We start from the raw sequence: 12,445 nt of genomic DNA on the forward strand, positions 1-12,445 counted from the left end.
GCTTATAAATAAGCATTGGAGTGATTAAATGATAAATATTTTATTAAATGGCTGTTGTGGGAAAATGGGTAAAATAGTTACCCAGTCTTGTACTAATTTCCCTAATATAAAAATATGTGCAGGAGTAGATAGATTTAAAACAAATATGAATTATCCTGTTTATGAAAATATTTTTGAGTGCAAAGAAAAAATAGATGTAATTCTTGATTTTTCAAGACCTGATTCTTTAGAATCCCTACTAACTTATTCAAAAGATAAAAATATACCTCTTGTTCTTTGTACTACAGGTTATAGTGCTGAGCAATTATCAAAAATAGATGAATATAGCAAATTAATTCCTATATTCCGTTCTGCTAATATGTCTTTAGGAATTAATGTAGTTAATAATATATTAAAAAAAATAACTAACCTTCTTTATAATAATTTTGATATTGAAATAATAGAAAAGCATCATAATCAAAAGGTAGATGCTCCAAGTGGTACTGCTCTTCTTCTTGCAGATACTATAAAGTCTTCTATATCTGAAGAAACAAATTATGTATATGGAAGAGAAGGAAATAGCAAAAGAAATCATAAAGATATTGGAATACATGCAGTAAGAGGTGGAAGTATTGTAGGGGAACATGAAGTTATGTTTGCAGGCCAAGGAGAAATAATAGAAATAAAACACACAGCTTTATCTCGTGAAGTATTCGCTATAGGGGCATTAAAAGCCTGCGAATTTATGTATGGCAAAGAAAAAGGACTTTACTCTATGGACGATATTATAGAAAATAATTAAAATTTACAGTATGCTTAAAAAATAATCCATTGCATCATAAAAATAATGCAATGGATTATTTTTATTTAATTATGTAAAATTTTTATTTATCCATTTTTCAAGTCTATCCATACCTTCTTTTAAAATATCAAAGCTGTAAGAATAAGATATCCTTACATGTCCTTCTCCTAAAGGACCAAAAGCTGAACCTGGAACAAGAGCTAAATGTGCTTCTTTAAGAAGTCTTTCACAAAACTCTTCGCTGCTTAATCCATATTTTTTTATAGAAGGAAATATATAAAAAGCTCCAGTAGGCATTACTGTTTCTAATCCCATTTTTATAAGTCTTTTATATACATAATCTCTTCTTTTTATAAATTCTTTTTTCATATCTTCTACATCTTTAAGGCAATTTTTAAGGCCTTCATAAGCACCATACTGGGCTATTGATGGTGCACAAGAAACATTATATTGATGTACTTTCATTATTTCATCCATAAAAAATTTTGGTGCACAAACATATCCTACCCTAAGCCCAGTCATAGAAAACATTTTAGAAAAACCACTTATTAAAATAATTCTATCTTTTAATTCCTTGCACTGAGCTATAGAATAATATTCTTCTTCAAAACATAAAGAGCTATATATTTCATCTGTAACTATGATTATATTACTATCTTTTAATAAATTACTTAATTTATTTCTATCTTCTTTAGATAAACTTGCCCCTGTAGGATTAGATGGATATGAAAGTATTAATATCTTTGGATCTTCAGTTTCAATAAGTTTTTTAATTTCATCTACATTTATAGAAAAATCTCCATTAAGACTATAATTTATTACTTTTCCACCTGCTAATTTACTGCAGCTTTCGTAAGCTGGATAAGCTGGACTTGGTATAAGAACCTTATCTCCTTCATTTAATATAGCAGTAAATGTGGAAAGTATAGCTTCACTGCCTCCTACAGTTATACATATCTCATCTTTATTATAATCTATATTAAATTTACTTAAGAATTTAGATATTTCTTCTCTAAGCTCCGTTAACCCTGAATTTAATGTATATTCTGTTTTGTTTTCATTTATAGCATTTATCATTGCTTTTTTTATATTTCCTGGGACATTAAAATCAGGCTGTCCTAATGTTAAAGATAAAGCCTCAGGTACTTGAATAACTTTATTGTAAAATTTTCTTATACCAGAAATTTCTATATTTTTTACTCTTTTTGAAATTGCATATTCGTTATATGTAGAAATATCCACTAAACTACCTCCTTTGTATTTGATTTATACTTATAATTATATTCTTTTTTGCTATTTTTTAAAAGATTTTCTTTTTATGCTAATTTACCCCTTTCATTATTCTTTATTTTTTATTATAATTTATTGTATATTGCCATATAGTAAAAGTTTAATAACTTAAAAAAGGAGGTTTATTAATATGGAATATAATTTAACAGACCCTTATGAAATAGCAAGATTTATAAAAGAATCAAAAAAAACAACCCCTGTTAAAGCATATATATCAGGAAATTTAGATGAATGTGATTTCGGAAATATAGATGTATATGGCTCCAATAATTTTTATGTACTTTTTGGTGAAGGTAATGAAATTTTAGAATTCATAAACCAAAATAAAAATAAAATAGAAAAATTTAAATTAGAAAATGATAGACGTAATTCAGCAATTCCACTTATGAATATTCTAAATGTAGATGCTAGAATTGAACCAGGTGCTATTATAAGAGATAAAGTTATAATAGGAAAGAATGCTGTAATTATGATGGGAGCTGTAATAAATATAGGCGCAGAAATTGGAGAAAGCGCTATGGTAGATATGAATGCTGTTATAGGTGCCAGAGCAAAAATTGGCAGAAGAGTACATGTAGGTGCTGGCGCCGTTGTCGCTGGTGTTCTTGAACCTCCTAGTAAAAGTCCTTGTGAAATAGGAGACGATGTTTTAATTGGTGCAAATGCTGTCATTCTTGAAGGAGTTAAAGTTGGAAATGGTGCCATTGTAGCTGCAGGCTCTGTTGTAACAGAAGATGTACCAGAAGGTGTTGTTGTTGCTGGAACACCTGCAAAAATTATAAAAACAGTAGATGAAAGAACAAAAGAAAAGACAAAAATACTTGATGATTTAAGAAAATAAGGGAATTTTTCCCTTATTTTTCTTTTATTTTTTATTATTTATTTTTATTATTTATTCTCCTCAAAAACATTTTCATTTTCTTCGTCGTCACTTTTTATTACACTTAAATCTTTATTTACTTTTTCCATTTTAGATATAGATACTTCATAAGCTACTTTTTTAATTGTTTCATTCTCTGATATTTTCTTTTCATATTCTCTGCTTTGAAGTCTTCCCCATATTCTAATATTATCTCCTACTTGAAGGTTTTGGCAAAATCTTGAATTTCTTCCCCAAGCTATGGTTGGAATATAATCTGATTTATTATAAGAACGATTAACTGCTAAAAGCATGTCTGCTATTTCTCTTCCAAAAGGAGTAGTCCTATAAATTGGCTGCTTACATATATATCCATCAAGAAATATTTGATTTGGATTTTTACTTTTTTCAATGCAGAATTCAATATTTCTTGCAAATACTGAAAGTATAAGTCTGTTAGCCCCATCTATAAATTTATTATAAGATCTAAGCTGCCCTTCTACTATTACTTCACTTCCTTCTTTAAGATCCATTCCTACTATTAATCTTTCCGAAACTGTAACATTTAATAAATCCTTTGCTTCACTTAATCTTGGTACTTCAATATTAAATGTATAAAATCCTTCTCCATACATTTCATGGCTAAATTGAAGATCCGATACTATTTTCCCCTCCAAATATATCTTATTGTTTAACATTAAATTGTCCATCTTAACCCCTCTTTCCCTTAGTTTTAATTACTCACACAACATATAAATATTCAAATAAAAAATAAAATATAACAATTTTTAACTTAAAAATAAAACTTTTTTAAATAATTTTTTTTCTATATCTTCTGCTTTTAATCCTTCAATCAATGCTATTGTTACTGATACCATCAATGAATATAAATGTATATCATTAATATATTGAAAATGAATAGGTATTTCTTGAGGTTCAAGTATGTAATCTTCTTTTAAATCTAAATATCTCTGGAGGCAATATACAAAACCTAAATTATTATCTTCAACACTGGAAAGAGTTACTGTATTTTTATTCCCAAATCCATATGTTATTATATTCCCATATATATTCAAATTTTCTTTATAATTATTATCCATATTAATAAAACAATAATTACATTTTAAATTTGAAAATTTTAATTTTTTATTACTATTTAAAATTATATAGTCTAACTTAGAATATTCAGTTAACTCATCTAAAAATAAAAATTTATAATGAATTTCTAAAATATCTAAAGCCTCTAATATATATGTTTTTAATTTCTCTTCTTCTATCCCAGATATTATTGTTAAGTTTTTCATATAATCCCTCCTGCAAAAACTTATTTTAAATTATTTTAAGCAGGAGGCTGTATTTTATACATTTATGAATATATGTTCTCATTATATTACATATTTATTATAATCTTCAATACAAATACATTTTATTTAGATATTTGTCTTCCTGTAGAATCTATATAAAAATTATCTTTATAAATTAAATCAGAAACTTTTACAAAAGTATATCCATCATTTTTTAATTTTTCTAGTACTTTAGGAAGATTTTTAGGTGTATATTTAGCAGTATTATGATATAAAATTATTGAACCTGGTTTTGTTTTTGAAATTACTCTATTATATTCTATATCTTCTCCTTGTTCCTTCCAATCAATGCTGTCAACATCCCACTGAATACAATAAAAGCCAGCCTCTTCTATAGTTTCTATTAAAGTATCATTGTAAGCTCCTGAAGGAGCTCTAAAAAGCTTTGTCTCCTGACCTGTTATAGATATAATTTTATCTTCACAGTTTTTAATATCCTGCAATATTTTTTCTTTTGGTATTTTTGTCATATCTGGATGCTTGTCACTATGATTGCCAATTTCATGCCCTCTATTAGATATTTCTTTAGCAAGGTCTTTGTTATCCTCAATCCATCTTCCTACAAGAAAAAATGTAGCTTTAACATCATATTTATCTAATATATCTAATATTTGTTCTGTATTATCTTCTCCTAAACTTACATCAAAAGTTAATGCTATCTTTTTTTCTTTTACATCTACACTGTATATAGGGAGTTTTTTATGCATTAATTTAAATACTCCTATATTTTTATAATTAACTATTATTGAAGTTATAGAACTTATAAATAATAAAATTAATGCTATAAATATTTTTTTAGCTATTTTCCTTTTTTCATGTAATATTGTCATATATCTCCCTCATATTTATTATTTCTATATAATATTATTCTTAAAAAAATTTTATATTCATATGTTTTACTTTGGATAACATATGTCTTTATATATACTTTACTATCATATTATTTTTTATTTTGAGTTAAATTTCTCATTTTACTTTGGATAATATAGGTCTTTGAGCCTTTAATAATACAGTATAAGTATTTTTTTAAAAGAAAAACTATAAACATGAAATTAAAGCACCGATTTATTTCGATGCTTTTTGTGATATAATATTTTTATAATATTTTTAAGAATGTTAGCATTATAATATACATTAATACAAGGGGGAATAACTGTGTTTGGAGATACTTCTGAATTAGCAGAAAATAAATTACTTCTTCTTTATATATTTGATAAAATCAATCTTCCAATTTCTAATATACAGATAACACAAATAGTACTTGAAAATAATTTCATAAATTATTTTACTCTTCATCAATACATATCTGAATTAGTTTCTTCTGGATTTTTAGAATATACAAAAGAAGAATCTAAACATAAATTAATTATAACAGCAAAAGGTTCAAAAGTTCTTTCTATGTTTAAGCAAAGACTTCCTAAAGATAAAATAGAAATAATAGATAACTATTTAAAACTACATTTAGAAAAAATTAAAAAAGAAATTACTATTTTTGCTGATTATACAATTGAAAATAATAATAATTATATAGTAAATTTAAAAGCAACTGAAAACAATTCAATTTTAATGGACTTAAAATTAAATGTTCCTTCAATTAAACAAGCAAGAGAACTTTGCAGCAGATGGAAGCAAAATTCATCAGAATTATATAGTAAAATAATTAGTTTGCTTATAGATTAAATAATTAGCATACCTGTAGGTTCTCCCCCTATAGGTATGATTTTTTTAGTTTCTTTTTTTAAATTAAGCTCTATTAAAAAATTATTATAGTTATCACCCACATAAATATTTTCTTCATTTTTAATTATACCTCTTGGCATCCCACCTATTTTTATTTTTTTTATTTCTTTTACATTATCCATATCTATTATACTTATAGTACCATCTCCAAAATTAGATATATAGCAAATATTATTTTCACAATAAATATCTACAGGATAAGTTCCTACTTTTAATCTCCATACAGTTTCTAAATTTTTTAAATCTATCATGCATAAACTTCCATTTTTATTAATTCCCATAAAACTTTCACATACTAAAAGCTTATCTTCTTTTGGTGTAAAAATTGCTTTTACTGGATAACTTAAAACTTTTATATTTTTAATATTAAAGTTATCACTACAGTCAATTAGTGTTATACTATCACTATTCATGTTAGATACTGCTATTATCTTTTTATTTTTATTAATAGATATACTATGTGGAAAATTACCACAGGGTATTTCTTCAATTATTTTATTTTGGCTTAAATTAAATACTATAATACTATTTAATTCACCACAGATAATATAAGCATTATCTTCAAAAACATCTACTCCATTACAATGCATGCCAATAAAAAAATTTTCAATTTCTTTATTCATATTTATATCTACAATAGATAAACTATTACTATAACTGTTAGCTACTAATAACTTATCTTTATAAATACATATATCATGGGGACCGGCTTTATAAGCTTCATGCCTGCTTAGTTCTATTTTCTGTTCCTCTTTAAATTGAATTAAGTTAACCTTTGAAATATAGTCAGAAGAAGTATTGCATACGTATAAGCAGCTCAATCTAATCACCCCCGTTACACTAATATATAATATGTAACTAAGGGCAAACTGTTAATAATTAATAAGCATTTTTTATTATTTTCCTCATATCTCCTATCATATAAAGAGATCCACATATAAGGAGTAAATCATCTTTTTGACAATAAGATAATCCTAATTTATAAGCTTTTTCATAATCATCTTCAATTTCTACATTAGGATTAATTTTCTTTATATTATAAGCAAGTTTTTTAGAAGTTTCTGCTCTTTCAGAATGAGGAGCTGTAACTATAATTTTAGCTGCTTTAGGAGCTATTATATTTATCATATTTCCAACTTGTTTATCAGCTAATATACCTAAAATAAGAATTATATTATTATATTTAAAATAAACATCAATGCTTTCTTTTAAATTTTTTATACCATCTACATTATGTGCTCCATCTATAACTACCAATGGATCCTTTTTCATAACCTCTAATCTTCCAGGCCATTTTACATTTTTTAAAGCTTTTAAAATATGTTGTTTTTCTATATTTATACCTTGCCTTATAAGTTCTTCTACTGCATGTATTACAACAGAACAATTTAACATTTGATGTTTTCCTAAAAGGTTAAATTCTACTTCATAATAATTTTCATTAGTTTTAATAATAATATTTTGTTTAAAATTATTAAAATCTATATATTTTAATTCCGCAGTATTTCTTTTAACATCTATAAGTTTAGAATTTTTTTCAGTGCATATATTTTTTATTACATTATAGCTTTCTTCTTCTTGAGGATATAAAACCAAAGGTACTTCATTTTTTATTATTCCAGCCTTTTCATAGGCAATTTTCCCTAAAGTATCTCCAAGTATTTTCATATGATCATAACTTATAGAAGTTATAATACTTAATATAGGTATTATAACATTAGTAGAATCTAATCTTCCTCCAAGACCTACTTCAATAACAGCATAATCTACATTTTTATCATAAAAATATTTAAACATAGCACAACTTATTATTTCAAACTCTGTAGGATGTTCATATCCTAAGCTAATTACCTTATCTACAGCTTTAGCTACTTCAGTTACTACTTTAGCTAAATCTTCTTTGGATATATTCTCACTATTTATTTGAATTCTTTCTTCAAATTCTTCTAAATACGGAGAAATATACATACCAACTTTATATCCTGCTTCTTTTAAAATTTCACTTATCATAACAGTTGTAGAACCCTTACCATTAGTTCCTGCTATATGTATACATTTTAATTTTTTATGAGGATTCCCTAAAATTTCTAAAATCTTTTCTGTTCTTTCTAATCCATAATTACTCCCCAATTTTGCAGTATTTTTTATATAACTCATAGATTCAATATAATTCATTTTATCACCAGTTTCTATTTTATTTATATAAATTAATCAGCAGAGGAAAATCCTCTGCTATTTTTAATTTAAATTTTTAATTCTTTGAATAACTGCATTAAGCATTTCTTTATATTTTTCACCTTTAGCTCTTTCTTCATCTACAACAGCCTTTGGAGCTTTATTTACAAATTTTTCATTTGAAAGTTTTTTCTCTACTCTATCTATTTCAGATAAAAGCTTTGTTTTTTCCTTATTAAGTCTTTCAAGTTCTTTTTCTCTATCTACTAAATCTAAAAGAGGAATATATATTTCGGCTCCTCTTGTAACTACTGAAACAGCATTTTGAGGAATTTCTTCTTTAGATTGTAACATATTAATCTCTGATGCAAATGCGAGTTTTTCAAAATAAATTGTACCAGATATAAAAGCTTTTTCAGCTTCTTTTGAAACTAAAGCTAAAATTTTTGCTTTTCTTGATGGTGGAACATTCATCTCTGCTCTTACATTCCTTATGCTTTTAATAGCATCTATAATATAATCCATATTTTCTTCTGCTTCTTTATCATTTAAATTTTCATCATATTCAGGCCATTTTGATATTGTAATTGATTCATATTCAGCGTCTAAATGTGTATATATTTCTTCTGTTATAAATGGCATTATAGGATGAAGAAGCTGCAAACTTGTAGTTAAAACTTTATAAAGCACATTAAAAGTTATACCCTTTGCTCTTTCATTATTCCCATAAAGTATAGGTTTGACTAATTCTATATACCAGTCGCAAAACTCTGACCAAATAAAATCATATATCTTTTGTGATGCTATTCCAAGTTCGAATTTTTCTATATTATCAGTTATATCTTTAGAAACAGTATTTAATCTTGATAATATCCATCTATCAGCTATAGTATAATCTTTATCATCTTTATATTTTTCCATAATATTTTTATCTAAATTCATTATAACAAATCTAGATGCATTCCAAATCTTATTTGCAAAATTTCTAGCTGCTTCAACCTTTTCTTCTTGATATCTTATGTCATTTCCTGGAGCATTCCCAGTTATAAGCATAAATCTTAAAGCATCTGCTCCATATTTTTCTATTACATCTAATGGATCTACACCATTGCCTAAAGACTTAGACATTTTTCTTCCTTCTGCATCTCTTATAATTCCATGTATAAGTACAGTTTCAAAAGGAATATCGTTCATATTATGAAGACCTGAAAATATCATTCTTGCTACCCAGAAGAATATAATATCATAACCTGTTACAAGAGTATTTGTTGGATAAAAGTATTTTAAATCCTCTGTTTCATTTGGCCATCCTAAAGTTGAAAATGGCCATAGAGCGGAACTAAACCAAGTATCAAGAACATCTTTATCCTGTTCTAAGTTACTGCTTTTACACTTTGAGCAAGTTTTTGGCTCTTCTATAGAAACATTAATCTCCCCGCAATCTTTGCAGTACCAAACAGGAATTCTATGTCCCCACCAAAGCTGTCTTGATATACACCAATCTTGAATGTTTTCCATCCAATTATAATATATCTTTTCAAATCTTTCTGGAACAAATTTTATCTTTTTTTCTTTAACAACTTCTATTGCTGGTTTTGCTAAAGTTTCCATTTTTACATACCACTGTTTTGAAATCATAGGCTCTACTGTAGTTTTACATCTATCATGGCATCCAACATTGTGAGTATGTTCTTTTATTTTAACTAAATATCCTTGCTCTTCTAAATCCTTAACTATTGCTTTTCTTGCTTCGTATCTATCCATGCCTGCATATTTACCGCCTAAAGCATTTATAGTTCCATCTTCATTCATAATATTTATTTCTTCTAAATTATGTCTTTTACCAACTTGATAATCGTTTGGATCATGAGCAGGAGTTATTTTAACTGCACCTGTTCCAAAATCTAAATCTACATAGTCATCTTCTATTATAGGAATTTCTTTATTAACTAAAGGTAAAATTAGTTTTTTACCTACTAAATGTTTATATCTTTTATCTTTAGGATTTACAGCTACTGCTGTATCTCCAAGCATTGTTTCTGGACGAGTTGTTGCTATTTCTAAATACTCATCACTTCCTACTACTGGATATTTTATATGCCAAAAATATCCATTTTGTTCACTGTATTCTATTTCCGCATCAGAAAGAGCTGTTTTACATTTTGGGCACCAATTTGTTATTCTATTTCCTTGATATATAAGCCCTTCATTATATAATTTAACAAAAACTGTTCTAACAGCTTTACTTAAATTTTCATCCATTGTAAAAGCTTCTCTTGTAAAATCCGCTGAAACTCCCATTTTTTTAAGCTGCATTCTAATTCTTTCTCTATATTCATATGTCCATTCCCAAACTTTATCAAGAAAAGCTTCTCTTCCCATTTCTTTTTTCTTTAAACCTTGTTTTAAAAGCTCATTTTCAACTTTAACTTCCGTTGCTATACTAGCATGGTCTTCTCCTGGAAGCCAAAGTGTACTGTAGCCTTGCATCCTTTTAACCCTTATTAAAAAATCTTGAAGTGTATTATCTAATGCATGACCTAAATGAAGCTTACCTGTTATATTTGGAGGAGGCATAATAATAGTATAAGGTTTTTTATTTTTGTCTACCTTTGGAGTAAAGTATCCTTTTTCTTCCCAAGTTTTATAAATTCTTTCTTCAAATTCTTTTGGATTATATGTGGTTGCAATATTTTTTAACTCTTCCATAACTTCATCTCCTCATATTGTATATTGTACATTATAATTTTTAACTAATAAATAAAAAAGCCTTCATCCATAAAAGGACGAAGACATAATCGCGGTACCACCTTTTTTCCTACAGACACAAGTCGATAGGCTCTTAAATTTTTAACAGTTAAGAAAACCGTCTTGCTTTACTAAAATTCAAGCAAGAAGCTCCAAAGCTACCTTCAAGGCAATTTGTATAGAAAGTCTCTCAGCCTTAGAACTTTCCTCTCTTAATACTCCAAGCCTTTACTCCTCTTTATCAAAGCTTTTTATTAATATATTATGTTTTAATTATTAATTATTATACTATTATTTTAATATCTGTCAATATTATTTAAGAAATTAAATATTATTAAATTTTTATATAAATCATAAACTTTAAACAATTATTAACACTATTACTTCTCACTTCATAATATAAAGTATACTAAGATTTTTAATGGAGGTATTTATGAAGAAAAAGTATTTAACCTTATTTCCTTTGCTATTATCCTTTGCATTAATTATTACTTTATTTAGTGGTTGTAATAAAAAAAACAATAGTGATGTTATAAAGGTGAAATTAAATGAAGTAACCCGTTCCATTTTCTATGCACCTTTTTATGTTGCTATGAATGAAGGCTTTTTTAAAGAAGAAGGACTAGAGATTGACCTTACAACAGGCGAAGGTGCAGACAAAACTATGCAGCAGGTTTTAAGCCGCAGTGTAGATATAGGTTTTTCTGGGCCAGAACAAGTTTTATACATCTATAATCAAAAAAGAGAAGATTATCCTATAGTATTTGGACAGCTTACACAAAAGGACGGTTCATTTTTAGTGTCTAGAAAAGAAGAAAAAGATTTTAAATGGGAATCTTTAAAAGGTAAAGTTATATTAGGAGGCAGACCTGGTGGGGTTCCTCAAATGACACTTGAATATGTATTAAGAAACCATGGAATCAATCCTTCAAAAGATGTTGAAATGATAACTAATATTGCATTTTCTGCAGTAACTGGAGCATTTAAGGGAGGTACTGCTGACTATGCTGCATTGTTTGAACCAAATGCAAGCCTTTTAAGAAAAGATAATACAGGTTATATAGTAACTTCTGTTGGTGCTTCAGCTGGAATAATTCCATACACCTGTTATTATTCTACAAAATCATATATAGAAAAAAATCCTGAAGTTATAGAAAAATTTACTAGAGCTGTTTATAAAGGTCAGATTTGGGTTCAAAATCACAATGAAAAAGAAATTGCAAAATCTATAAAGTCATTTTTCCCTGGGACAGATGAAGATTTAATTGCACAAGTTGTTAAAAACTATAAAGACATAGATGCTTATGCACCAAACTTAGTTTTAAAAGAAGAAAATATGACCAGGCTTATGGATATCATTCAATCTTATAAAGCAGATATCTTACCTGAAAGACCTCCTTTTGATAAAATAGTTAATAATAGCTTTGCAGAAAAAGCTATAAAAAATGTAAAGTAGTTTTTATTTATATAATATAAAAGAGCGGCGAA

General features: G+C 26.8%; 11 protein-coding genes and 1 other annotated feature. Of the genes, 4 read left to right on the plus strand and 7 right to left on the minus strand.

Going from position 1 to position 12,445, the window contains the following annotated elements:
• The first annotated feature begins 28 nt into the window (after window positions 1-28).
• Window positions 29-781: a 4-hydroxy-tetrahydrodipicolinate reductase gene (dapB, locus tag B5D11_RS07220; protein ID WP_078682377.1), complete on the plus strand. Its 753-nt coding sequence runs from the start codon at window positions 29-31 to the stop codon at window positions 779-781.
• A gap of 69 nt (window positions 782-850) precedes the next feature.
• On the opposite strand, the gene B5D11_RS07225 is transcribed toward dapB, so the two are convergent.
• Window positions 851-2,017 (minus strand): aminotransferase class I/II-fold pyridoxal phosphate-dependent enzyme, encoded by a 1,167-nt coding sequence (locus tag B5D11_RS07225; RefSeq protein WP_078682505.1) that lies wholly within the window; start codon window positions 2,015-2,017, stop codon window positions 851-853.
• Between the two features lie 184 nt (window positions 2,018-2,201).
• Between B5D11_RS07225 and dapD the strand changes: the two genes are divergently transcribed.
• Window positions 2,202-2,912 (plus strand): 2,3,4,5-tetrahydropyridine-2,6-dicarboxylate N-acetyltransferase, encoded by a 711-nt coding sequence (gene dapD / locus B5D11_RS07230; protein WP_078682378.1) that lies wholly within the window; start codon window positions 2,202-2,204, stop codon window positions 2,910-2,912.
• Window positions 2,913-2,959: 47 nt separating this feature from the next.
• Here dapD and B5D11_RS07235 read toward each other — a convergent pair whose 3' ends face one another.
• The 3 genes from B5D11_RS07235 to pdaB all read right to left on the minus strand — a co-directional run bounded on the left by B5D11_RS07235 (window position 2,960) and on the right by pdaB (window position 5,124).
• Complete coding sequence (locus B5D11_RS07235) at window positions 2,960-3,640, minus strand: single-stranded DNA-binding protein (protein ID WP_078682379.1); 681 nt, start codon at window positions 3,638-3,640, stop codon at window positions 2,960-2,962.
• 78 nt (window positions 3,641-3,718) lie between these two features.
• The gene (locus B5D11_RS07240) at window positions 3,719-4,234 is read right to left on the minus strand and encodes a hypothetical protein (protein WP_078682380.1); all 516 of its coding nucleotides are present in this window, start codon (window positions 4,232-4,234) and stop codon (window positions 3,719-3,721) included.
• 122 nt (window positions 4,235-4,356) lie between these two features.
• Window positions 4,357-5,124: a polysaccharide deacetylase family sporulation protein PdaB gene (gene pdaB, locus B5D11_RS07245; protein WP_078682381.1), complete on the minus strand. Its 768-nt coding sequence runs from the start codon at window positions 5,122-5,124 to the stop codon at window positions 4,357-4,359.
• A 325-nt stretch (window positions 5,125-5,449) separates the two neighbouring features.
• Here pdaB and B5D11_RS07250 point away from each other — a divergent pair, with 325 nt between their 5' ends.
• Complete coding sequence (locus B5D11_RS07250; RefSeq protein WP_078682382.1) at window positions 5,450-5,974, plus strand: DUF4364 family protein; 525 nt, start codon at window positions 5,450-5,452, stop codon at window positions 5,972-5,974.
• On the opposite strand, the gene B5D11_RS07255 is transcribed toward B5D11_RS07250, so the two are convergent.
• The 3 genes from B5D11_RS07255 to B5D11_RS07265 form a co-directional block, all read right to left on the minus strand.
• Window positions 5,971-6,855 (minus strand): YncE family protein, encoded by an 885-nt coding sequence (locus B5D11_RS07255; RefSeq protein ID WP_078682383.1) that lies wholly within the window; start codon window positions 6,853-6,855, stop codon window positions 5,971-5,973. The genes B5D11_RS07250 and B5D11_RS07255 overlap by 4 nt on opposite strands.
• A 58-nt stretch (window positions 6,856-6,913) precedes the next feature.
• On the minus strand, window positions 6,914-8,209 hold the full coding sequence (locus tag B5D11_RS07260) for a bifunctional folylpolyglutamate synthase/dihydrofolate synthase (protein ID WP_078682384.1): 1,296 nt from the start codon (window positions 8,207-8,209) through the stop codon (window positions 6,914-6,916).
• Window positions 8,210-8,272: 63 nt separating this feature from the next.
• Window positions 8,273-10,918: a valine--tRNA ligase gene (locus B5D11_RS07265; protein WP_078682385.1), complete on the minus strand. Its 2,646-nt coding sequence runs from the start codon at window positions 10,916-10,918 to the stop codon at window positions 8,273-8,275.
• A gap of 70 nt (window positions 10,919-10,988) precedes the next feature.
• Window positions 10,989-11,211 (minus strand) — a binding site (T-box leader).
• Window positions 11,212-11,390: 179 nt separating this feature from the next.
• Between B5D11_RS07265 and B5D11_RS07270 the strand changes: the two genes are divergently transcribed.
• Window positions 11,391-12,413, plus strand: coding sequence for an ABC transporter substrate-binding protein (locus B5D11_RS07270; RefSeq protein WP_078682386.1), 1,023 nt, complete (start codon window positions 11,391-11,393; stop codon window positions 12,411-12,413).
• Window positions 12,414-12,445: the final 32 nt, after the last annotated feature.

It is taken from the genome of Clostridium sp. USBA 49 (assembly GCF_900167505.1).
GTDB classification, from domain to species: domain Bacteria; phylum Bacillota; class Clostridia; order Clostridiales; family Clostridiaceae; genus Clostridium_AT; species Clostridium_AT prolinivorans.